23 protein-coding genes are annotated in these 21,538 nt (G+C 71.0%); 7 read left to right on the forward strand and 16 right to left on the reverse strand.

Annotation, left to right across the window (positions count from 1 at the left end):
• Window positions 1–10: 10 nt before the first annotated feature.
• From sufC to ACVN90_RS07975, 4 genes are read left to right on the forward strand one after another with little or no spacing between them, the layout of a single operon-like run.
• Window positions 11–805, forward strand: a complete 795-nt coding sequence (gene sufC / locus ACVN90_RS07960) for a Fe-S cluster assembly ATPase SufC (protein ID WP_475101589.1) — start codon at window positions 11–13, stop codon at window positions 803–805.
• Between the two features lie 10 nt (window positions 806–815).
• Complete coding sequence (locus ACVN90_RS07965; RefSeq protein ID WP_045298811.1) at window positions 816–1,145, forward strand: metal-sulfur cluster assembly factor; 330 nt, start codon at window positions 816–818, stop codon at window positions 1,143–1,145.
• Between the two features lie 58 nt (window positions 1,146–1,203).
• The gene (locus ACVN90_RS07970) at window positions 1,204–2,370 is read left to right on the forward strand and encodes a MalY/PatB family protein (RefSeq protein WP_475101591.1); all 1,167 of its coding nucleotides are present in this window, start codon (window positions 1,204–1,206) and stop codon (window positions 2,368–2,370) included.
• 55 nt (window positions 2,371–2,425) lie between these two features.
• Complete coding sequence (locus tag ACVN90_RS07975; protein ID WP_475101592.1) at window positions 2,426–3,805, forward strand: MFS transporter; 1,380 nt, start codon at window positions 2,426–2,428, stop codon at window positions 3,803–3,805.
• Window positions 3,806–3,820: 15 nt separating this feature from the next.
• On the opposite strand, the gene ACVN90_RS07980 is transcribed toward ACVN90_RS07975, so the two are convergent.
• The 9 genes from ACVN90_RS07980 to ACVN90_RS08020 form a co-directional block, all read right to left on the reverse strand.
• Window positions 3,821–4,729, reverse strand: coding sequence for a siderophore-interacting protein (locus ACVN90_RS07980; protein ID WP_475101593.1), 909 nt, complete (start codon window positions 4,727–4,729; stop codon window positions 3,821–3,823).
• Complete coding sequence (locus ACVN90_RS07985) at window positions 4,726–5,580, reverse strand: ABC transporter ATP-binding protein (protein ID WP_475101594.1); 855 nt, start codon at window positions 5,578–5,580, stop codon at window positions 4,726–4,728. Before ACVN90_RS07985 ends, ACVN90_RS07980 begins: the two co-directional genes overlap by 4 nt.
• Entirely contained in the window at window positions 5,577–6,632 is a 1,056-nt protein-coding gene (locus ACVN90_RS07990; protein ID WP_475101595.1) for a FecCD family ABC transporter permease, read from the reverse strand. Before ACVN90_RS07990 ends, ACVN90_RS07985 begins: the two co-directional genes overlap by 4 nt.
• Complete coding sequence (locus ACVN90_RS07995; protein WP_475101598.1) at window positions 6,632–7,687, reverse strand: FecCD family ABC transporter permease; 1,056 nt, start codon at window positions 7,685–7,687, stop codon at window positions 6,632–6,634. Before ACVN90_RS07995 ends, ACVN90_RS07990 begins: the two co-directional genes overlap by 1 nt.
• Window positions 7,684–8,715, reverse strand: coding sequence for an iron-siderophore ABC transporter substrate-binding protein (locus ACVN90_RS08000; protein WP_475101600.1), 1,032 nt, complete (start codon window positions 8,713–8,715; stop codon window positions 7,684–7,686). The genes ACVN90_RS07995 and ACVN90_RS08000 overlap by 4 nt, the downstream gene beginning before the upstream one ends.
• 90 nt (window positions 8,716–8,805) lie before the next feature.
• On the reverse strand, window positions 8,806–10,077 hold the full coding sequence (locus ACVN90_RS08005) for an acyltransferase family protein (RefSeq protein WP_475101602.1): 1,272 nt from the start codon (window positions 10,075–10,077) through the stop codon (window positions 8,806–8,808).
• A gap of 97 nt (window positions 10,078–10,174) precedes the next feature.
• Window positions 10,175–10,846 (reverse strand): response regulator, encoded by a 672-nt coding sequence (locus ACVN90_RS08010; protein ID WP_475101604.1) that lies wholly within the window; start codon window positions 10,844–10,846, stop codon window positions 10,175–10,177.
• Window positions 10,843–12,102 carry a sensor histidine kinase gene (locus ACVN90_RS08015; RefSeq protein ID WP_475101606.1) on the reverse strand — a complete coding sequence of 420 codons (1,260 nt, stop codon included), beginning with the start codon at window positions 12,100–12,102 and terminating at the stop codon, window positions 10,843–10,845. Before ACVN90_RS08015 ends, ACVN90_RS08010 begins: the two co-directional genes overlap by 4 nt.
• Window positions 12,103–12,106: 4 nt before the next feature.
• Window positions 12,107–12,742 (reverse strand): DedA family protein, encoded by a 636-nt coding sequence (locus ACVN90_RS08020; protein WP_475101608.1) that lies wholly within the window; start codon window positions 12,740–12,742, stop codon window positions 12,107–12,109.
• Between the two features lie 166 nt (window positions 12,743–12,908).
• On the opposite strand from ACVN90_RS08020, the gene ACVN90_RS08025 reads away from it, so the two are divergent.
• Complete coding sequence (locus ACVN90_RS08025) at window positions 12,909–14,507, forward strand: ABC-F family ATP-binding cassette domain-containing protein (RefSeq protein WP_374977898.1); 1,599 nt, start codon at window positions 12,909–12,911, stop codon at window positions 14,505–14,507.
• Window positions 14,508–14,525: 18 nt separating this feature from the next.
• Here ACVN90_RS08025 and ACVN90_RS08030 read toward each other — a convergent pair whose 3' ends face one another.
• The 4 genes from ACVN90_RS08030 to ACVN90_RS08045 form a co-directional block, all read right to left on the reverse strand.
• On the reverse strand, window positions 14,526–15,419 hold the full coding sequence (locus ACVN90_RS08030) for an SURF1 family cytochrome oxidase biogenesis protein (protein ID WP_475101611.1): 894 nt from the start codon (window positions 15,417–15,419) through the stop codon (window positions 14,526–14,528).
• A complete protein-coding gene (locus tag ACVN90_RS08035; protein ID WP_475101613.1) occupies window positions 15,416–15,646 on the reverse strand; it encodes a hypothetical protein in 231 nt (76 codons plus the stop codon). The genes ACVN90_RS08030 and ACVN90_RS08035 overlap by 4 nt, the downstream gene beginning before the upstream one ends.
• Window positions 15,643–16,044 carry a DUF3099 domain-containing protein gene (locus tag ACVN90_RS08040; RefSeq protein ID WP_475101615.1) on the reverse strand — a complete coding sequence of 134 codons (402 nt, stop codon included), beginning with the start codon at window positions 16,042–16,044 and terminating at the stop codon, window positions 15,643–15,645. Before ACVN90_RS08040 ends, ACVN90_RS08035 begins: the two co-directional genes overlap by 4 nt.
• A gap of 67 nt (window positions 16,045–16,111) precedes the next feature.
• Entirely contained in the window at window positions 16,112–16,642 is a 531-nt protein-coding gene (locus ACVN90_RS08045; protein ID WP_475101616.1) for a DUF4190 domain-containing protein, read from the reverse strand.
• 127 nt (window positions 16,643–16,769) lie between these two features.
• Between ACVN90_RS08045 and fabG the strand changes: the two genes are divergently transcribed.
• Window positions 16,770–17,480, forward strand: coding sequence for a 3-oxoacyl-ACP reductase FabG (gene fabG, locus ACVN90_RS08050; protein WP_475101617.1), 711 nt, complete (start codon window positions 16,770–16,772; stop codon window positions 17,478–17,480).
• Between the two features lie 81 nt (window positions 17,481–17,561).
• On the opposite strand, the gene ACVN90_RS08055 is transcribed toward fabG, so the two are convergent.
• The 3 genes from ACVN90_RS08055 to ACVN90_RS08065 form a co-directional block, all read right to left on the reverse strand.
• Complete coding sequence (locus tag ACVN90_RS08055) at window positions 17,562–18,269, reverse strand: alpha/beta fold hydrolase (RefSeq protein WP_475101618.1); 708 nt, start codon at window positions 18,267–18,269, stop codon at window positions 17,562–17,564.
• A 62-nt stretch (window positions 18,270–18,331) separates the two neighbouring features.
• Window positions 18,332–18,973 (reverse strand): phosphoserine phosphatase SerB, encoded by a 642-nt coding sequence (gene serB, locus ACVN90_RS08060; RefSeq protein ID WP_475101619.1) that lies wholly within the window; start codon window positions 18,971–18,973, stop codon window positions 18,332–18,334.
• 42 nt (window positions 18,974–19,015) lie between these two features.
• The gene (locus ACVN90_RS08065; protein ID WP_475101620.1) at window positions 19,016–20,260 is read right to left on the reverse strand and encodes a glucose-1-phosphate adenylyltransferase; all 1,245 of its coding nucleotides are present in this window, start codon (window positions 20,258–20,260) and stop codon (window positions 19,016–19,018) included.
• A gap of 77 nt (window positions 20,261–20,337) precedes the next feature.
• On the opposite strand from ACVN90_RS08065, the gene glgA reads away from it, so the two are divergent.
• A complete protein-coding gene (glgA, locus tag ACVN90_RS08070; protein ID WP_475101621.1) occupies window positions 20,338–21,531 on the forward strand; it encodes a glycogen synthase in 1,194 nt (397 codons plus the stop codon).
• Window positions 21,532–21,538 lie beyond the last annotated feature (7 nt).

Raw genomic sequence — 21,538 nt, forward strand, 5'->3', positions numbered from 1 at the left:
GTACTGAAGAATGTCTGTTCTCGAGATCCGCGACCTCCACGTGACGGTCGAGACGGATGCCGGCACCACCCCGATCCTCAACGGCCTGAGCCTCACGATCCGCAAGGGCGAGACCCACGCGATCATGGGCCCCAACGGCTCCGGCAAGTCGACGCTCGCCTACACGATCGCCGGACACCCCAAGTACAACGTCACGAGCGGCTCGATCTCGCTCGACGGCGAGGACGTCCTCGCGATGTCTGTCGACGAGCGTGCGCGCGCGGGCCTCTTCCTGGCGATGCAGTACCCGGTCGAGATCCCGGGCGTGACCGTCACCAACTTCCTGCGCACCGCGAAGACGGCGATCGACGGTGAGGCGCCCTCGATCCGCACGTGGACGAAGGACGTCAAGGCGTCGATGAAGAACCTGCGCATGGACCCGAAGTTCGCGTCGCGCAACGTCAACGAGGGCTTCTCGGGCGGCGAGAAGAAGCGCCACGAGATCCTCCAGCTCGAGCTCCTCAAGCCCCAGATCGCCGTGCTCGACGAGACCGACTCCGGCCTCGACGTCGACGCGCTGAAGATCGTGTCGGAGGGCGTCAACCGCGCCAAGGCCGAGACCGACCTCGGCGTGCTGCTCATCACGCACTACACCCGCATCCTGCGCTACATCGCCCCTGACTTCGTGCACGTCATGGTGAACGGGCGCATCGTCGAGGAGGGCGGCCCGGAGCTGGCCGACCGTCTCGAGGAGGAGGGCTACGACCGCTTCCTGCCCGCGGGCGAAGTGGAGTCGGCCGAGGCCCCCGTCGGCAGCGAAGCGTAGGATCGACCTTATGACGGCGACGCTCACCCCCGAGAAGTACGACGAGGTGACCGAGGCTCTCAAAGACGTGATGGACCCCGAACTGGGGATCAACGTCGTCGACCTCGGCCTCATCTACGATCTCGCGTGGGACGACGAGAACGACGCGCTGGTCATCCACATGACCCTCACGTCGGCCGGGTGCCCGCTCACCGATGTGCTCGAGGAGCAGACGGCCCAGGCGCTCGACGACATCGTCGAGCGGTTCCGCATCAACTGGGTGTGGATGCCGCCGTGGGGCCCCGAGCGGATCACCGACGACGGGCGCGACATGATGCGCGCGCTCGGCTTCGCGATCTGACGCTTCATACGAGGACGCACAACGGCGGCCGTCCGGCCGCGCTCGTTAGGCTTTTCGGGTGAGCGTCACCGTCACCCCGCTGCAGGCCCTGCCCATCGACGAGCTGCGTCAGCGCACGAGCACGAAGTGGCGCAAGTACGGCGAAGAGGTGCTGCCGTTCTTCGTCGCCGAGACGGACTACGCCCTCGCCCCGGCCATCACCGAGGTGCTGACGCGTGCCGTGCAGCTCGGCGACACGGGCTACACCCCGCCGGAGCCCGGTGTTCGCGAGGCTTTCGTGGGCTTCGCCGAGAGGCGCTGGGGCTGGAACGTCGACCCATCCCACGTGTTCTGGACCGGCGACGTGATGATGGGCGTCGTCGAGATCCTGCGTCGCGTCATCGAGCCCGGTGACCGTGTCGTGGTCATGCCGCCGGTGTACCCGCCGTTCTACGACACCGTGGAGGAAGCGGGCGGCGTCGTCGAGCGCGTCCCGCTCGTGGCGGGCGACACCGGGTGGGAGATCGACCTGCTCGGCATCGAGGCCGCTCTCGCGGGCGGCGCGCGGGCCGTGCTGCTGTGCAACCCGCACAACCCGACCGGCACGGTGCACACATCCGAGACGCTGGCGGCACTGGCCGACATCGCGGACGGCTTCGGTGCCACCGTGATCAGCGATGAGATCCACGGCCCCCTGACCTACGCGCAGAAGCCGTTCACGCCGTTCCTCGCCGCATCCGAGTCCGCGCGGCGCGTCGGCTACGCCGTGACGAGCGCGAGCAAGACGTTCAACCTGGCCGGTCTCAAGTGCGCCGTCATGGTCGGTGGCGGCGACGTCCAGGCGAAGCAGCTTCGCGCCCTGCCGTGGGAGGTCGAGTGGCGCACGGGTCTGTTCGGTGCGCTCTCGAACGTCGCCGCGTACTCTGCCGAGAGCGACGAGTGGCTCGAGAGCCTGCTGGCCGCCCTCGACGCCAACCGCCTCCTCCTGGCCGAGCTGCTCGCGGAGCACGTGCCGCAGGCCCGGTACCTGCCCCCCGATGCCGGCTTCCTCGCGTGGGTCGACCTCTCGGCGTACGGCTGGGGTGACAATCCCGCCGTGAAGGTGCTCCGTGAGGCGAAGGTCGCCCTGCACCATGGGCCTCTCTTCGGCACCGAGGGCAAGGGGTACGTGCGCATCAACTTCGGCTGCGATCCCGACCTGCTGCGCGAAGCGGTGCAGCGGATCGGCGTGCTCGCCCGCGGTTGACCGCAGGTCGGTCGGTTCGCCCCGGTCCGTCCGCCGAAGGGGTTAGCCTGGCCGGATGACCTCTCCGGCCGCCGTCGACGCAGAAGCCTCCGGCATCTGGGGCGCGCGGTTCCTCTGGGTGACCGTCGGCGCCGTCGCGCTGATCTTCCTGGCGGCGATGCAGTCGCTCGCCGTCACCACGGTGATGCCGGTCGTCAGCGCCGACCTCGACGGTGAGCGCCTCTACGCCGTGGCGTTCGCCGGGACGCTCGCGACGAGCGTCATCGGCATGGTGGCGGTGGGCGCCTGGTGCGATCGCGGCGGAGTGCTCGCCCCGCTCACCACCGCGGTCGTGCTCTTCGTGGTCGGTCTGCTCATCGCCGGCTTCGCCCTCACCATGCCGGCCCTCGTCGCCGGCCGGCTGGTGCAGGGCCTCGGCACCGGCGGGCAGACCGTGGCCCTCTACGTCGTCGTGGCCCGCGTGTACCCCGGCGCGATGCACGGCCGCGTCTTCGCCGCCTTCTCGGCGGCGTGGGTCGTGCCCTCGCTCATCGGGCCCTTCCTCGCCGGCGCGGTGACGGAGTTCCTGCACTGGCGCTGGGTGTTCCTCGGCGTCGCGGCGCTGACGGTCGTCGCGTTCGTCCTCGTGGTGGCACGTCTGCACGGGCTTCCGCTGGATACCGACGAGCCTGCGACGGAGCGCATCGCACCGCGCCTCGCGTGCGCGGTGGCAGTGGCCGTCGGGGCACTCGGGCTCAGCCTGGCGGGCGAGCTCGGGGCGTGGGCGTGGGCGGCGGTGGCAGCATCCGTCGTCGTCATCGGGCTGGCGGCGCGACCGCTGCTGCCGCGGGGCACGCTCGTTGCCGCGAGAGGCCTGCCGAGCGTCGTGCTGATGCGCGGACTCATCGCGGGCGCTCTGTTCGGCGCCGAGATCTACGTGCCGTACCTGCTGATCGACGGCTACGGCTTCTCGCCGACGTGGGCAGGACTCGGGCTCACGGCCGCCGCGCTGGCGTGGGCGGTCGCCGCCGACGTGCAGGGGCGCTTCGGCGATCGCATGGGGAACGCCCGCATCACCCTCGTCGGCACCGCGCTGCTCGTGACCGCGCTGCTGATCGGGGCCGCGACGGCGGTGCTCGGACTGCCGGCTGCGGTCCTCATCGCCGGGTGGGGCCTCGCGGGCGGCGGCATGGGGCTCATGTACCCGCGCCTCACAGTCCTGACCCTGGCGTACTCGACGCCGCAGAATCAGGGATTCAACTCGTCGGCGCTGTCGATCTCCGACGCCGTCGGCTCGGCGTCGTCGATCGCCGTGATGGGTCTCGTCTTCACCGCGCTGGTGGGGACGGATGCCGGCTTCCCGGCCGTCTTCGCGATCGCCGTGGTGCTCGCGCTCGGCGCGCTGGTGCCGGGCCTCCGGCTCGGCCACGCGCACGAGGCGCCACGACGGTCCTGAAGCTGCCGCCGCGCCTCAGTTCTCGGCTCGTCCGAGGCGCCAGTAGCCCATGAACGCGACGGCGCGACGGTCCACGCCGCGCTCGGTCACGAGGTGGCGGCGCAGGGCCTTGATCGCACCGGCCTCGCCCGCGAGCCACGCGTACAGGCGGGCGCTCTTCAGCGCCGCACCGCCCTTGGCCGTGCGCGGCACCTCCCAGAGGATGTCGGTGTCGATGTCGACCTCCTCGACGTCCGCGCCGGCACCCGCGGGCACCAGGCGGGCCGCAGCATCCGTCACCGACTCCACGAGATGCGCGTGACGCTCGCCGTCTGCGCGCGCGCCGATGCGGTACTCGAACCCGGGGTGCTGCGGGAAGTACGCGGCGTCGTCGGCGTGCGGCAGCTCGACCGCGACCACTCCGCTGGCGTCGCGGGGGAGCTGCTCGAGGATCGCGGCGATCGCGGGCGCGGCGGTCTCGTCACCGGCGAGCAGGATCGAGTCGACGCGGGCCGGCGGCACGAAGTCGATGCCGAAACTCACGCCGCTGTGGGCTGTGGTCGGAGCGAAGATGAGCACCTCGTCGCCGACCTGGGCACGGTCGATCCAGTCGGAGGCGGGGCCGATCACGTCGTGCGAGACCATGTCGACGTCGACCTCGCTGAGGTGGTTGCGAACGTACCGCGTGGTGTACGTGCGGAACGGCAGGCGCTTCTCTTCAGGCAGCTCGCGCCACTGCGTGTACCAGTCGTCGCCGAGAGGCATCGCGTCGAGGCCGAGAGTGCGCGTGGGGAACACGATCTTGATGCGCTGGTCGAGACCCGGGTCGCCGTAGTCGGCGAGGTCGTCGCCGCCGAAAGTGAAGCGGCGGAAGCTCGGCGTCACGTCGGCGATCGCCGTGACACGCGCACGGAAGAAGCGGCTGGTCGGTCGCGCATCGGTCATCGGGGATCTCCAGTCGGGTCGGGGGTCTGCACGGGGGGCGCTCCCACGTCGGCGCGGGAGTGGTGGCGGCCGCGCGGCAGCACCATGGGCGCGCCCGAAACCGGGTCGGCGATGACGAGCGACTCGAGAGCGAACACCTCACGGACGAGCTCGCTCGTGACGACGTCGGTCGGCGCGCCGCTGGCGACGAGCCGGCCCTGCCGCAGCGCGAACAGATGGTCGGCGTAGCGTGCTGCGAGGTTGATGTCATGCAGGACCATGACGATGGTCGTGCCCCGGCTCGCGTTCAGGTCGGCGAGAAGGTCGAGGACGTCGATCTGGTGCGAGACGTCGAGGAAGGTCGTCGGCTCGTCCAGCAGCAGCACGTCGGTCTGCTGCGCGAGCGCCATCGCGATCCACACGCGTTGCCGCTGCCCGCCCGACAGCTCGTCGACGGCGCGGTCGGCGAGGTCGAGGACCCCTGTCGCCGCCAGCGCCTCGGTGACGGCGCGGTCGTCCGCGGCGGTCCACGAGCGGAACAGCTTCTGGTGCGGATGCCGGCCCCGGCCGACGAGGTCCGCCACGGCGATCCCCTCCGGCGCGATCGGCTGCTGAGGAAGCAGACCCAGGGTGCGGGCGAGCTCCTTCGTGGGGATCTGATCGATCCGCTTCCCGTCGAGGACCACGGCGCCCTCCTGAGCGGGCAGCAGCCGCGAGATGGTCTTCAGGAGCGTCGACTTGCCGCAGGCGTTCGCGCCCACGATGACGCTGATGCGCCCGGTGGGGATCACCATGTCGATGCCGTCGACGACCTTTCGCCCGCCGTAGCCGGCGACCAGCCCCTCGGTGCGGATGGCGTGCTGTGCGGTCATGACGATCCTCCGCTGCGGCTGGTTCGGATGAGCAGGTAGATGAGGTAGGGCGCGCCCAGGATGCCGGTGATGACGCCCACGGGGAACTTCGTGTCGAAGGCGAACTGCCCGAGCAGATCGGCGGCCAGCACGAGGCACGCACCGGTGAGCGCCGCAGGCAGGATGACCGACGTGCCCGGACCGACGATGCGCGCGGCGATGGGGCCGGCCAGGAACGCGACGAACGCGATGGGGCCGGTCGTCGCAGTCGCGAAGCAGGCGAGGGCGACCGCGGCGACGATGAGTACGATGCGCGTCCTCTCGACGCGCACGCCCAGCGCCGTCGCCGACGCGTCCCCGAGTTCGAGCGCGCCGAGGTCGCGGCCGAGCAGCAGCACGACCGGAACGAGCACCACGACCGCGAGCGCCAAGGGAGGGACGTCCTCCATCCGCGACCCGTTGAGGCTGCCGGTCATCCATCGGGTCGCGACCGCTAGGTCCCAGACCGCGGCCCGCATCAGCAGGAACGCGACGACTGCGTCGAGCATGGCGCCGACGCCGATGCCGATCAGGATGAGTCGGCCGCCGGTGGCATCTCCGCCGCGCGCGGCGAGGTAGATGACGGCCGCTGTTCCGATACCGGCCACGAGGGCGAGGCCCATCGTGGCCGCGCCGCTCCAGTGCAGCACGACGAGCGAGAGCACGGCGGCGGCGCTCGCCCCGGAGGTGATGCCGATCACGTCGGGGCTCGCGAGCGGGTTGCGGAGCATCGTCTGGAACGTGGCACCCGCCACGCCGAACGCGATGCCGGCGAGGATGCCGGTGAGCGCACGGGGCAGGCGCAGTGTGCCGACCGTGAACGACGCGCCCGGCACCTGCTGACCTGCCAGAACGGCGAGCACGTCCGAGACGGGGTAGATGGTGTTGCCGAGCATGAGCATCGCACCAAACAGTGCGACGAGCAGGAAGGCCATGACGCACAGCGCGATCACGCGGCGGCGGTTGCGGCGGAGGCGTCCGCCGCGCACCTGATCGATGTGCGCGTCGGTGAGGAGAGGGAAGGTCGCGGTCATCACATCGCCTTCAGTCTGGTGCGGCGAGCGATCGCGATGAGGACGGGCGCCCCGAGGAAGGCCGTGATGATTCCGGCCTCCACCTCGCCCGGCGCGCCGAGCACCCGGCCGATCGTGTCGGCGAGGGTCAGGAGCACCGCGCCGCCCAGCGCCGACAGCGGCAGCAGCCATCGCTGGTCCGAGCCGACGAGGAGCCGTACGGCGTGCGGCACCATGAGGCCTACGAACCCGATGGGGCCGGCAACGGCTGTGACCGCTGCGCAGAGCGTGACGCCCGCGATGGCGGCCACGATGCGGACGCGTCCCACATGCACCCCGAGACCGACGGCGACGTCGTCGCCCATCGCGAGGGCGTTGAGCGAAGAGGCGCACAGCAGTGCGATGACGGCGCCGACGACGAGCACCGGCACGACGATCCCCATCGTCTCCCACTCGGCGCGGCCGACGTTGCCGATCTGCCAGTAGCGGAACTCGTCCATGACGGCCTGGCGGGGGAGGAGGATCGCCGCGACCAGCGACGCGAGGGCGGCCGTGGTCGCCGCGCCCGCGAGGGCGAGCTTGATGGGCGTGGTGCCGCCGGGACCCACGGAGCCGACGAAGTACACGAAGAACGCGGTGACGAAGGCGCCGATGAGGGCGAGCCCGAGGTAGCCGAGCGAGCTGGAGGTGCCGAGGAACGCGATGCCGATGACCACGGCGAGCGCCGCTCCGGTGTTGACGCCGAGGATGCCGGGATCGGCCAGGGGATTGCGCGTGATCGCCTGCATGAGCGCACCCGACAGGGCGAGGGCCGCGCCGGCGAGGAGCGCGAGGACGGTCCGCGGCACGCGGCTCTGCACCGCGATCGCCCCGATGTCGGTCGGGGTTTCGCCCCGCAACCACAACGCGATGCCCTCGACGATCTGGTCGACCGACACCGGGCGTGAGCCGAACGACAGAGAGATGACCACCGACAGAACGACGGCGACGATCGCGGCGACGAGGACCACGACGCGGCGCCGCGCGCCCACCGATCCGGTGGACGCGCGGCGCGGTGTGACCAGCGTGTCGGTCACTGCACCTTGGCGGCAGCGGCCTTCAGGTCGCCGACGTACTGCTCGAGGACCCAGGGGATCGACAGAGCGGTGGGGCTGACGGCGGCGCTGTACGCGTCGCCCTCGCCGACGGCGACGACAGCACCGTTCTTGACCGCCGGGATCGTGCTCCACAGCGGGTCCGCCTGGAGCGCGGGCAGCAGGGTCTCGTCACCGTAGGTGACGATCACGTCGACGTCGGCGAGCTGGTCGGCGTTCTCGGCGCTGAAGTCGAGGTAGAACGAGCCCTCCTCCGCGGCGTCGATCGCGACCTGCGGCAGGTCGAAGCCGAGGTCGTTCAGGAACGCGGTGCGCGAGTCGCCGCCGGTGTACAGCGACACCGTGGAGAGGTCGGCCGGCGACATGTAGAAGAACGCGGCGCTCTTGCCGGCGAAACCGGCGTCGGCGGTGGCATCCGCGATCTGCTGCTCGAGGTCGGCGACGAGCTCGTCGCCCTCGGCCTTCAGGCCCAGACCCTCCGCGTTCAGCGTGATCTGGTCGCGCCACGGCGTGAACCAGGGGATCTCGGGGTACGAGACGACGGGCGCGATGTCGCTGAGGGTGTCGTAGTCCTCCTGGCTGAGCCCAGACTGGGCGGCGAGGATGATGTCGGGCGCCGTGTCGGCGATCGCCTCGAAGTCCACGCCGTCGGTGGTCTCGAACAGGGTCGGCAAGTCGGCGCCGAGCTCGTCCAGCTTGTCGCTCGTCCACTCGTACACGCCCGGGTCGGAGGCGCCGCTCCACGCCCACACCTGCGTGTCCATGCCGACCGGGACGACTCCCAGCGCGAGCGCGACGTCCTGGTTGCCCCACGCGATCGTCGCGACCCGTTCGGGCTGGGACTCGATCACCGTTTCGCCCAGCGCGTGCTCGATCGTGACGGGGAAGCCGGCGCCCGACGCGGCTGCGTCGGTGTCGTCGGTGGTGGTGGTCGCGCTCGCGCAGCCGGCGAGGGCGAGCGCGGCGACGGCGAGCATCGCGGTGGCGGTGGCGGGGCGATTGAGGCGCACGGAATCCTCCGAGGAAGTTTAGGTAAGGATGCCCTTAGGGCGGTCGAGTAAGGCCAACCTTACCCAGCGTTTTCCCAGATCGCCAATCGGTCACGTCATGCGACGCGATGCCAGCCGGAGCGCGGCGACGAGGAGCGCGACGGCGACCGCGGCGGTGACCACGCTCGTTCCAGCCATCAGCAGGACGGCGACGGCCGTCGTGCCGGCCGCCGTTGCAAGACCGAGTCGCCCACGGGAGCGCGTACCCCGCGGCGACGGGATCGTCTCGATGCGGGCGAGCGGCCACGCGACGATCGCCGTCGCCGTGACTGCCAGTGCCAGCCAGGCCGGTCGTGTGAGCCACCACCATGCGCCGTCGATCGCGGGGAGCGGCAGCGCGGTGATCATCGCGCCGGCTGCCGTGAGACCGGCGAGGCAGAGGAGGACCGGCATGTGCCACAGGTAGACGGTCATCGCGCGCGGCGTGACGACGTCGATGAGCCGCGCGGGCACGGCGCGGGCGGCGAGCCGCTCCAGTCTGCCCCGGAGGAGGGAGAACAGCGCCGTGTGCGCGATGCCCACCAGCAGCAACGCCGTCGTCGGCGGATTGATGTTCGCCACGAGATCCGGCGAATGCACTCCGGTGACGAACGAGACCGCGAGCGCGATGACCGCCGTGGCGGCGCTCAGGATGCGGGTGCGTCGCGAAAGCGCGTCGATGCGGCCATCGGCCATGAAGAACCCGAGCTGCTGCAGCGCGAGCCAGACGAACGCGAGGTTCGCGAACCCGAACGCTCCGATGCCCGTGCCCAGACGGACCGCGTCGACGACAACCGCAGCCGCGGCGAGCGCCGCGATGGTCCGCAAGGGGGCGATCTCGTGCAGGCGCAGGAACACCGGCAGCAGGGCCTGGCAGACGAGGAAGACGCCGAGGAACCACAGCGGCTGCGCGTACCGGAACCCCGCCAGGGCGACCAGGTCCGGCGGAGTGCCCACGACCGCGAGCAGTGCGAGCAGCGCACCCACGGTTCCGATGGTGACCAGCGCAGGCAGCAACAGACGCTGGATGCGCCCTGCGACGAAGTCCACGCCGTCCTGTCCGCGGTGCCGTGCGCGGCGCAGCGCGGTCGCGCCGGAGAATCCGCCGATCACGAAGAACAGCGGCATCACCTGAAGCAGCCAGCTGAGAGGCACGATCCAGGCGGTGCCGTCGCTCGCATTGACGAAGGAAGGACCGGCGTCGGTCACGGCGACGCCGACCATCATCGCGTGGAGCAGCACCACACCGGCGATGCAGCCGGCGCGGACGAGGTCGATCGCGCGGTCTCTGCCCACGGAACCGGTCGGGGACGGTGCCGTCGTGGCGGTGCGGACGATGGTCATGATGGCCTCCTCGGGGTGCGTCCCGTGAAGGCTAGAAAGGCGGTGTGCGGAGCCGCATCGCTCCGCGGTGCCGTCGTGGCCTCACCCCGCGGGGGGATCAGCCGGCAGGCTCGACCAGACCCGCGTCGTACGCGAAGATCACCGCCTGTACGCGGTCGCGCGCGCCGAGCTTGGCGAGCACCTTGCCGACGTGCGTCTTGACCGTCTGCTCCGAGATGAACAGGTCGCCGGCGATCTCGGCGTTGGAGCGGCCCTGGCCGATGAGGGTGAGGACTTCGCGCTCGCGCTCCGTGAGCTCGCCCAGCACGGCGGCGGCCCGCCCTGCTCGCGGCCGCCGTGCCGCGAAGTGCTCGATCATCCGTCGCGTCACGCTCGGCGCGAGGAGCGCGTCTCCCGCCGCGACGACACGCACCGCGTGGACGAGGTCCTCGGGGAGCGCATCCTTCAGGAGGAACCCGCTCGCCCCTGCTTCGAGCGCATCGTATACGTAGTCGTCGATGTCGAACGTGGTGAGCATGAGGATGCGCGGGACGTGCGCGGCGGGGTAGGTCGGCCCCAGGATGCGGCGTGTCGCGGCGATGCCGTCGAGCTCCGGCATGCGCACGTCCATCAGCACGACGTCGGGGTTCAGCCGCGCAGACAGGGCGACGGCCTCGGCGCCGTCGGCGGCCTGGCCGACGACGCGGACATCCTCCTGCGCGTCCAGGAGCGCCGCGAAGCCGGCGCGCACCATGGCCTGGTCGTCGGCGACGAGCACGTTGATGGTCATGGTGAGCCTCCGTCGATCCGGGCCGGGGGTGCCGCCGGGACAGGTCCCGTGAGCGGGAGGACGGCCCGAACCGTCCAGCCGCCGTCCGCGTCCGGCCCGGCGCTCACCGTGCCGCCCACGAGCGCGGCGCGCTCGCGCATGCCGAGGAGCCCGTGACCCCGCTCCGACGCACCGCGCTCGGCCTCGCCCCACGACCCGTTGGTGACCATCAGACGCACGGCCGCGGCATCCGTCTCCACGGTGAGCTCGATGCGGGCGTGCGGGGCGTGCCGCACAGCGTTGCTCAGCGCTTCCTGCACGATGCGGAACGCCGCGACGTCCACCGCGGCCGGCACCGCGTCCGGTATCGGCGCAAGGGATGCCTCGACGTCGGCGCCCGCTCGGCGCACTGTCTGGACGAGCTCGGGGATGTCGCGGATCCCCTGCTGCGGGGCCAGCGCCTGCTGCTGATCGTCGGTGCGCAGCACGCCGAGCAGGCGACGCATCTCGGTCAGCCCGTCCCGCGCGGTGCGGGCGATGTCGTCGAACTCGTGGATCGCCTGGTCGGGCAGACCCGGCACACGGTAGCGCGCGGTGGACGCCTGCACCTGGATGAGTGACATCCCGTGCGCGACCACGTCGTGCAGCTCCCGGGCGATGCGCGTGCGCTCCTCGACGAGGACGCGCCGCGACTGCTCGAGGGCCGCCAGCTCGCGCTCGCGCGTGAGCTCGGCACCGACACGCAGCCGACTGGCCACGAGGACGGCGACCAGCAGGGCGGCGCCCGACACCGACGTGACGATGACCAGGTTGACGATGGCGGCGACCAGCGGATAGGCGCCCGACATCACGAAGGCCACCGCGAGGGTTCCGGCGACGGAGAGGATCCAGGCCATCACGGCGAGGCGCCACCCGTGGACGATCGCGAGCACGCCGACGAAGAGGATGAGCGCGAGCATCGCGGGTACCGACCACGGCCAGGGCCACTGCTCGCCCTCGAGCGCGCCGACCGGAAGGGGCAGCGCGATCGCCGAGGCGACGAAGAGCGCGGTCGCCCAGCGGGGGAACCGCACCGCCAGCACCGGCGCAGCGCAGGCGAGTGCCCCGAACAGGAACGCGAAGGCCGCCGGCTGACGATAGAGCGTGATGAGCACGGGAACGAGCACGGAGAACAGCGCGACGGCCGTCAGCGTCAGCGCGCCGAACGCCGCCGTCCGGACGTTCAGGCGGCGCCGCGGGCGAGACGAAACGCCCGCGGGCGAGGAGGTGTCGCGCACGATGTCATCCTGTCAGCCGCGAGGCGGTCCCATCGGGGGTGAGTGCGGCGCGGCGGGAGCGCAGGGCGACGACGCGGTCGAGGACGAGCCCGAGCCCGATCGCCACCACGACCCCGAGCCCCGCGCTCAACAGCGGCTGGTCCTCCAGCCAGGCACCCGCCAGCAGCCCGATCGCGATGCTGTAGGCAGCCCAGCAGCCACCCGCCGCCACGGCCAACGCGGCGAACCGCCGCCACGGGTAGGCCAGGGCACCGGCCGAGACGTTGACGGCCACGCGCCCGACCGGGATGAAGCGCGCGCCCAGGATGAGTGCAGCCCCGCGTCGCTCGAGCGCGCCGCCTGCCTGCGCGAAGGCTCTCGCCACCCGCGGTCGTCGCATCCACGCGAATCTCGTCGTGCCGGTTCGCCGGCCGATCGCGAAGGCGATGTTGTCTCCGACGACGGCTCCTGCCGCCGCCGCGACGCCCAGCGCGACAAGGTGAGGATCGCCGGTGGATGCCGCGACCGCCGCCGCTGCGACCAGCAGCGTCTCGCTCGGCACCGGCGGGAAGAAGCCGTCGATCACCGCCACGGCGAACATCGCGAGATACAGCCACGGCGACTCGACGGCCTGGAGCACGAGATCGGAGATGAGATCCACCCCGGAACGGTATGCGCGGGGTACCTGCCGCGGCATCCCTCTGCGGTATCGACCCGGATCCCTCTGCAGAGGTATTCGGTCGAATCCGGGGGAGGGGCGCCCCGTATACTGGGAGGCTGGCCGTTCGGCCACCTCCCCATCTCCATCGACGGATCGGACTTCCGCTGTGCTCGCCGTGCACGACCTCGAGATCCGCGTGGGCGCCCGCGTGCTCATGTCGGACGTCTCCTTCCGCGTCTCGGACGGCGACAAGATCGGTCTCGTCGGCCGCAACGGCGCCGGCAAGACGACGCTGACGAAGGTTCTCGCGGGCGATCTCATCCCCGCCGACGGCAAGGTCGAGCGCTCCGGCGAGCTGGGTTACCTGCCGCAGGACCCGCGCTCCGGGGATCCCGAGATGCTCGCGCGCACCCGCATCCTCGACGCCCGCGGGCTCGGCACGCTCGCGATCGGCATGCACGAGGCATCCCTCGCCATGGGCGATGCCGACGAGGCCGTCGCCGCGAAGGCGATGCGCAAGTACGCGAACCTCACCGAGCGCTTCGAGGCGCTCGGCGGCTACGCGGCGGAGGCCGAGGCGGCGTCCATCGCCCACAACCTCTCGCTGCCCGACCGCATCCTCGACCAGCCGCTCAAGACCCTGTCGGGCGGTCAGCGCCGGCGCATCGAGCTCGCGCGCATCCTCTTCTCGGATGCGCAGACGATGATCCTCGATGAGCCGACCAACCACCTCGACGCCGACAGCGTCGTGTGGCTGCGCGAGTTCCTCAAGGGCTACAAGGGCGGGCTCATCGTCATCTCGCACGACGTCGAGCTCGTCGGCGAGACCGTGAACCGCGTCTTCTACCTCGATGCGAACCGCCAGGTCATCGACGTCTACAACATGAACTGGAAGAACTACCTGCGCCAGCGGGTGGCCGACGAGGAGCGCCGCAAGAAGGAGCGCGCCAACGTCGAGAAGAAGGCCACCGTGCTGCAGCAGCAGGCGGCCCGGTTCGGCGCCAAGGCCTCCAAGGCGGCCGCCGCGCACCAGATGGTGGCTCGCGCCGAGAAGATGCTCGCGGGCCTCGACGAAGTGCGCCAGGAGGAGCGCGTCGCGAAGCTGCGCTTCCCGAAGCCCGCACCCTGCGGCAAGACCCCGCTCATGGCGTCGGGCCTGTCGAAGTCGTACGGCTCGCTGGAGATCTTCACGGACGTCGACCTCGCGATCGACCGCGGTTCCAAGGTCGTCATCCTGGGCCTGAACGGTGCCGGAAAGACCACCCTGCTGCGCATCCTCGCCGGCGTCGACCAGCCCGACACCGGTCAGCTCGAGCCGGGCCACGGCCTCAAGATCGGCTACTACGCGCAGGAGCACGAGAACCTCGACGTCTCGCGCTCGGTGCTCGACAACATGATGTCGGCGGCGCCGAACATCACGGCTACCGAGGCGCGCAAGGTGCTCGGGTCGTTCCTGTTCACCGGTGACGACGTGCTGAAGCCGGCCGGGGTGCTCTCCGGCGGGGAGAAGACGCGACTGTCGCTCGCGACGCTGGTCGTGTCGTCGGCGAACATGCTGCTGCTCGACGAGCCCACGAACAACCTCGACCCCGCCTCGCGCGAAGAGATCCTCGGCGCGCTCGCGCATTATGAGGGGGCCGTCGTGCTCGTCTCGCACGACGAGGGTGCCGTCGAGGCCCTCAACCCCGAGCGCGTGCTCATCCTCCCCGACGGCGTCGAAGACATCTGGGGTCGCGACTACGCCGACTTGGTCACGCTCGCGTAGGCGGGTTCGGACGACGTTTCAGCGGCCGGCGGCGTCGAGCAGGGCGTCTTCGTCCTCGGCGTCGCGATCGCGGCGACGGCGCGGTGCCGGCGGCGCAGGGGCGGCAGCATCCGTTCCGCCATCCTCCGACCGGGCGTCCTCGGCGTCCTCGCGGCGATGACGGCGTTCGGTGCGGATGACGTAGCCGATGAAGACGAAACCCATCACGGCGAAGAGGATCCACTGGATCGCGTAGGAGAGGTGGGGTCCGGGGTCGTCCGACGGCGGCTCGAGGGCGGTCGGCGCGGTCGCCGGTGCCGGGTCCTCCGAAACCACGACGCCATAGGCGCTCGGCTCGAGGGCCTCACCGGCGGCGGGGGAGAGCGTCTCTGCGACGAGACCGAGGTTGATCGTGGGGACCTGACCCTCGGGCGCCGAGCGGCCTGATGACGGCAGGGCCTCGCCTGGCCGCAGCCGCACGACCACGGTGGCGTCGCCGGTCGGGGGCGCGGGGATCGCGTCGGGGAGGGGCTGATCCTGGCCCGGCGGCACCCAGCCGCGGTCGACGAGCAGCACGCGTCCGTCGTCGAGGCGGAAGGGCACGAGCACCTCGAAGGCCGAGGTGCCGCCGTGGGGGCGGTTGCGCACCAGGAGCTGCTCGACGGCGAGGTACGTCCCGGTGAGGATCACCGGGTGCCATTCGTCCTCCGGCGAGAACTCGCCATCGGCGGGGATGAGGTCGGCCAGCGGCACCGGTGTGGCGTCGTAGTTCTCGGCGACGAGCGCGAGCTGCCCCGAGCGCTCCTGGTTGCGCGTGAACTGCCAGTTCGACAGGAAGGCGCATGCGACGGCGAAGACCACGGCGAGGGCGATGTAGATCGCCCATCTGCCCGCGCGCGGGAGATTCTGCATGCTGACGGCGCGGGGGCTCATCGTGCGGCCTCCGTCGGGGTGAGCGGGGCGACGACCACCGGGAAGTCGCGTGCCGCCAGGAACTCTCGGAGATACCCCACGTGCTCGTCGCACGCGACCCAGGTCTTGCGGCGATCCTCCGAGTGGATGCGCGGATTGCGCCAATCGATGCGCCAGTTCGCCGTGGCGCGGCATCCCGCGCGCGAGCAGACCGCGTCGGCGACCTGGTCGGGTCCGGCGTCGCTCATGCGGTGGGATCCGCCTCGTCGTCGGTGCCCGGCTCCGTCTCGGCCGCGCGCTTCTCGTCGGCCGGGAGCGCGCGGGTCTCCTCGATGCGGATCACTCGCGTGTCGGTCGCGGGCGAGGTCGATGCAGCGGCGGGAAGTGCGGGCTCCGGGTCCTCGCGACGGTTGCGCCGTGCCTCCTGCCCGACGTTGGCGGAGACGACCGCGATGTAGGGGAGGAAGATCGCGGCCGCGCCGAAGACCCAGGTGTACCAGCCGTACGGCGTGATGACGACCATGAGGATGAAGCACACCACGCGGATGCCCATCGTGACCAGATACCGGGTCGAACGCGCGTCGATCTCGTCGCGCGGGGAACGCGGCAGGGATGTCGCCGACGGGGCGTGGCTGGAACTCTTCACGGTACTTCCAGGGTACGCCGGTTGCACCCCGGGATCGCCCCGGGAACGCGTCCCGGGGCGGAGCGACTCAGGAGTACGTGCCGTACTGCCCGTACACCCCGGCGAGGAACACGAAGAAGAAGATCGCCGCGATGATGCCGAGGATCGAAAGCCCGAGGCCGACCCAGCCGACGATCGTGCCGGCGAGCGCCATGCCGCGCCCCTGCTCGCCGCTCGTCTTGAGCTGGTTCAGCGACATGTGGCCCGTGATGACGCCCACGATCGAGCCGATGAACGGGAGGATCACGAAGCTCGAGATCGATGCGATGAGCGACACGATCGCGAGGGTGTTCGTCTTCGCCGGGGCGCCGTAACCGTAGCCGGGCGCGGCGCCATACGCCGGGGCCGCGCCGTTGGCGGGCGCCGCGCCGTACGCGGGAGCGCCGCCGTACGCGGGGGCCGCGGGGGCGCCGTAGGCCGGCGGAGGATAGGCGCCCTGAGCGGGCGGCGGGTACGCGCCGGGGGCCGGCTGGGCGGGCTCGTCCGCCGACGGGGCGGGCGGAACCGGCGGATATGCGCCGGGCTCCGGGACGGGGTTCTGCGAGGTGTTGTCGCTCACGGCGAGGCCTTTCTTCGGTGTCTGGGACCAGAGTCCCAGCGGCGCGGCGGGGGTGTCAAACAGGCGGGCCCACCGAGACCGCGCCGGTAGGCTGGTGCGGATCCGTCACAACCCCGGGAGTGCCACCATGTCCACCGATCGCGTCGTCCTCGTCACCGGCGGAAACCGCGGCATCGGCCGCGCCATCGCGGAGCGCTTCGTCGCCGAGGGCTACAAGGTCGCCGTCACCGCACGCTCCGGCGAAGGCCCCGAGGGCACCCTCACCGTGCGGGCGGATGTGACGGATGCTGCAGCCGTCGACGCCGCGTTCACCGAGGTCGAGAACACCCTGGGCCCGGTCGAGATCGTCGTCGCGAACGCCGGCATCACGAAGGACACCCTCCTGCTGCGCATGACCGAGGACGACTTCGACAGCGTCGTCTCGACCAACCTCGGCGGCGCGTTCCGTGTCGTCAAGCGCGCCTCCAAGGGCATGCTGCGCGCCCGTTGGGGCCGCGTCGTGCTGATCTCGAGCGTGGTCGGGCTCTACGGCTCGGCGGGCCAGATCAACTACGCCGCCTCCAAGAGTGCGCTGGTCGGATTCGCCCGCTCGCTCACCCGCGAGCTCGGCGCCCGCGGCATCACTGCGAACGTCGTGGCCCCCGGCTTCATCGAGACCGACATGACGGCCGAGCTCTCGGACGAGACGCAGGCCGAGTACAAGAAGAACATCCCCGCCGGGCGGTTCGCGTCCGCCGACGAGGTGGCGGGTGTCGTGACGTGGATCTCGTCGGACGACGCGGCCTACATCTCCGGCGCCGTGATCCCTGTCGACGGCGGCCTCGGCATGGGGCACTGACCCCACGACCTTCGGGTTTCGACAGGCTCAGCCCGCTCCGACAGGCTCAGCGATCGGTCCGGCCGCTGAGCCTGTCGGCGTTCAGGCGATCGCCCGCAGGATGGCCTCGGCAACGGCGCCAGGCCGCGAGAACTGAGGCCAGTGGCCGGTGGGGTCTCCGGGTGCACCGAGCTCGATGATGTCGAGGTGCTCGAGCGCGGCGAGCTCGGCAGCCCACGGCGGCGCCGCCGAGATGATCTCGCGGACCTGGGCCGCCGGCACCGTTCCGGTGATCATCGTCGCCGGCACCGTGCGCCGCTTCTCGTCCGTGAGCCGGATCGGATCGGTCGGCACCTGGGCCGGCACCGACTTCGCCAGGGCCGCGGCATCCGCCCGCGTCTGCGGATCGAGGTCGGCGACGTCAGATTCGTCGAAGGACTCCCACCCGGGGAAGGGGATCACGCCGTCGACGACGGGGAACTCGGAGATCGAGCCGCCGTCGCCGGGCGGGAACGTGTCGAGGAACACGACGTGCGCGACCCGGTCGGGTCGCGCATCGACGGCGCCGTAAACGACGTTGCCGCCGCCGGAGTGCCCGACGAGGACGACCGGCCCGTCGAGGCGGTCGATCTGGGCGACGGTCGCCGCCACCCAGTCCGCGATGCCGATGCCGGCGGACTCGGTGCCGGAGGCGCCGACCCCCGGCATGGTGAGCGCGTGCGTGCGGTGGCCGGCGGCTTCGAGAGCGGGGTCGACGTCGCCCCACGACGACGCGTCGAGCCACAGCCCGGGAACGAGGATGATGTGCATGCTCCGACGCTATCGACGGCGCCCGACATCGGAACACCCCGCGAGCGGGGCGGCGGAGGGCTCTACGGCAGCAGCGGGATGACCTCGGCGAGGTCGACCGGGCCGACGACCACGTCGGCGCGCTCGCGCACCGCGGGCTTCGCGTTGAACGCGACGCCGAGTCCGGCGACGGCCATCATCTCGAGGTCGTTCGCGCCGTCGCCGATCGCCAGCGTTCGGCTGAGGGGCACGCCGCGCTCGTCGGCCCATTCCCGGAGGGCGGCAGCTTTGCCCGCAGCATCCACGATTCCGCCGTCGACGGTGCCGCTCAGCACGCCGTCGCTCGTCGCGAGCCGGTTGGCGCGCCACACGTCGACGCCGAGATCGGGGGCGACGGTGTCGAGGATCTCGTGGAACCCGCCCGACACGACGCCGACGGCGCCGCCGCGGTCGTGCACCGCAGCGACCAGCTCACGCACGCCCGGCGTCGGCTCGATGCGCGCGAGCACGCGCGCGAAAGCCGTCACCGGCACACCCTCGAGAGCCTCGACGCGCGAGCGCAGGCTCGTCGCGAAGTCGACCTCGCCGCGCATCGCGGCCTCCGTCGCCGCGGCGACCTCAGCGCCGCGTCCGGCCTCGTCGGCGATGAGCTCGATGACCTCGTTGCGGATCAGCGTGGAGTCGGCGTCGAGCACGACGAGGAAGCGGGCGGGGGCGACAGGCATGCTCCCACGCTAGCGGGACGCACAGGCTGCTACCGCCGTGTGTCAGCGCTCGACGCGGAACCCCTTGCCGACGACGGTGATGCCGCTGTCGGTGATCGTGAATCCGCGCGCGAGGTCCTTGTCGCGGTCGACGCCGACAGTCGCGCCGTCTTCGAGGACCACGTTCTTGTCGAGGATCGCGCGGTGCACGCGGGCGCCCGCGCCGACCTGCACGTGGTCGAACAGCACCGAGTCGGTGATCGTCGATCCTCCGCCGGCCAGCGTCCACGGGCCCACCACGCTGCGCTCGAGATGCGTGCCGGAGAGCACCGAACCGAGCGACACGATCGAGTCGATCGCGTTGCCGATGCGGCCGACCGAGTCGCGCACGAACTTCGCGGGCGGGGAGTTGACCGCCTGCGAGTGGATCGGCCAGTCCATGTTGTACAGGTTGAACACCGGCAGCGTCGAGATGAGATCGCGGTGCGCGTCGAAGAACGAGTCGATTGTTCCCACGTCGCGCCAGTAGTAGCGGTCGCGGTCGGTCGACCCCGGCACGTCGTTGCGGTTCATGTCGTAGACGCCGGCCTCGCCGCGGTCGACGAAGTACGGGATGATGTCGCCGCCCATGTCGTGGTTCGACGTCGGCAGCTCCCCGTCGGACTCGACGGCCTCGATGAGCGCGTCGGTGTCGAAGATGTAGTTGCCCATCGAAGCGAGCACCTGGTCGGGCGCATCGGCCAGGCCGACGGCGTTCTGCGGCTTCTCGAGGAACTCGCGGATGCGCACCGGGTCCTCGGGGTCGACGTCGATGACGCCGAACTGATTTGCGAGCGAGATCGGTTGACGGATCCCCGCGACCGTCGCGCGAGCGCCCGATTCGATGTGTGCGGACAGCATCTGCCGGAAGTCCATGCGGTAGACGTGGTCGGCGCCGATCACGACGACGATGTCGGGCTGCTCGTCGTTGATGAGGTTGAGGCTCTGCAGGATCGCGTCCGCGGATCCCGAGAACCAGCGCTTGCCGAGGCGCTGCTGCGCGGGGACCGAGGTGACGTAGGAGTCCAGGAGCGCCGACATGCGCCAGGTCTGCGAGATGTGGCGGTCGAGACTGTGGGACTTGTACTGCGTCAGCACCACGATCTGCCTGAGGCCCGAGTTGATCAGGTTCGAGATCGCGAAGTCGATGAGCCGGTACTGCCCACCGAACGGGACGGCGGGCTTGGCGCGGTCCGCGGTCAACGGCATCAGCCGCTTCCCTTCGCCGCCGGCGAGGATGATTCCGAAGACCTTGGGCGCTGCTGGCATGGCACCCACCCTAGGGCCGGCGGGAGATTACGGGTACCCGCTACACGCGGACGTCCTCGTGTATTAGGTTTCGTGCCATGCGCGTCGACATCGTGACCAAGGAGTACCCGCCCGAGATCTATGGTGGCGCTGGTGTCCACGTGACCGAACTGGTGAAGGCGCTCCGCTCGAGCATCGATGTCCGGGTGCGCGCCTTCGGCGCCGCCCGCGACGAGGAAGGCACGGCGTCGTACGGCGTGCCGGCGGAGCTGGCCACCGCGAACGCCGCGGTGCAGACGCTCGGCACGGATCTCGAGATCGTGACGGATGTCGCGGGCGCCGACGTCGTGCACAGCCACACCTGGTACGCGAACTTCGCCGGGCACCTCGCGTCGCTGCTGCACGGGATCCCGCACATCGTGACGGCGCACAGCCTCGAGCCGCTGCGCCCGTGGAAGGCGGAGCAGCTGGGCGGCGGGTACGCGGTCTCGAGCTGGATCGAGAAGTCGGCGTACGAGAGCGCCGCGGCGATCGTCGCGGTGAGCAACGGCATGCGGGAGGACATCCTCCGCAGCTACCCGTCGCTCGACCCCGACCGTGTGCGGGTGATCTACAACGGCATCGACGTCGAGGCCTGGCATCCCGTCGAGGATCCGGCGCTCCTGGCGGAGCTCGGAATCGACCCGGCGAAGCCGTCGGTGGTCTTCGTCGGACGCATCACGCGGCAGAAGGGCCTGCCGTACTTCCTTCGCGCCGCGGAGCGCCTGCCTGCCGACGTGCAGGTGATCCTCGCCGCCGGAGCGCCCGACACACCGCAGATCATGGCGGAGGTCGAAGGGCTCGTCCGCGGGCTGCAGGAGACCCGCGAAGGCGTGGTGTGGCTGGATCGGATGCTGTCGCGGCACGAGCTGTGCACCATCCTGAGTGCGGCGACGACCTTCGTCTGCCCGTCGGTCTACGAGCCGCTCGGCATTGTGAACCTCGAGGCTATGGCGTGCGGCGCCGCTGTCGTCGGGACGGCGACCGGCGGCATCCCGGAGGTCGTCGTCGACGGCGTCACCGGCCGCCTGGTGCCGATCGAGCAGGTGCAGGACGGCACGGGCACACCGACCGACCCCGAGCAGTACGTGTCGGACCTCGCCCGGGTGCTGACCGAGGTCGTGAGCGATCCGGAGCGCGCGCGCGAGTACGGCGTGGCCGGTCGCAAGCGCGCGACCGAGGACTTCAGCTGGCAGCGCATCGCCGATCAGACGGCCGCCCTGTACGCGGAGGTGGTCGCCGGCGGCCGATAGGCTGTCA

This window comes from Microbacterium sp. F01, from assembly GCF_056156365.1.

Coding starts and splice junctions, on each gene's coding strand:
- sufC (WP_475101589.1), top strand. CDS start 11: ATGTCTGTTCTCGAGATCCGCGACCTCCACGTGACGGTCGAGACGGAT.
- ACVN90_RS07965 (WP_045298811.1), top strand. CDS start 816: ATGACGGCGACGCTCACCCCCGAGAAGTACGACGAGGTGACCGAGGCT.
- ACVN90_RS07975 (WP_475101592.1), top strand. CDS start 2,426: ATGACCTCTCCGGCCGCCGTCGACGCAGAAGCCTCCGGCATCTGGGGC.
- ACVN90_RS07980 (WP_475101593.1), bottom strand. CDS start 4,729: ATGACCGATGCGCGACCGACCAGCCGCTTCTTCCGTGCGCGTGTCACG.
- ACVN90_RS07985 (WP_475101594.1), bottom strand. CDS start 5,580: ATGACCGCACAGCACGCCATCCGCACCGAGGGGCTGGTCGCCGGCTAC.
- ACVN90_RS07990 (WP_475101595.1), bottom strand. CDS start 6,632: ATGACCGCGACCTTCCCTCTCCTCACCGACGCGCACATCGATCAGGTG.
- ACVN90_RS08005 (WP_475101602.1), bottom strand. CDS start 10,077: ATGACCATCGTCCGCACCGCCACGACGGCACCGTCCCCGACCGGTTCC.
- ACVN90_RS08010 (WP_475101604.1), bottom strand. CDS start 10,846: ATGACCATCAACGTGCTCGTCGCCGACGACCAGGCCATGGTGCGCGCC.
- ACVN90_RS08030 (WP_475101611.1), bottom strand. CDS start 15,419: ATGAGCCCCCGCGCCGTCAGCATGCAGAATCTCCCGCGCGCGGGCAGA.
- ACVN90_RS08035 (WP_475101613.1), bottom strand. CDS start 15,646: ATGAGCGACGCCGGACCCGACCAGGTCGCCGACGCGGTCTGCTCGCGC.
- fabG (WP_475101617.1), top strand. CDS start 16,770: ATGTCCACCGATCGCGTCGTCCTCGTCACCGGCGGAAACCGCGGCATC.
- ACVN90_RS08055 (WP_475101618.1), bottom strand. CDS start 18,269: ATGCACATCATCCTCGTTCCCGGGCTGTGGCTCGACGCGTCGTCGTGG.
- serB (WP_475101619.1), bottom strand. CDS start 18,973: ATGCCTGTCGCCCCCGCCCGCTTCCTCGTCGTGCTCGACGCCGACTCC.
- ACVN90_RS08065 (WP_475101620.1), bottom strand. CDS start 20,260: ATGCCAGCAGCGCCCAAGGTCTTCGGAATCATCCTCGCCGGCGGCGAA.
- glgA (WP_475101621.1), top strand. CDS start 20,338: ATGCGCGTCGACATCGTGACCAAGGAGTACCCGCCCGAGATCTATGGT.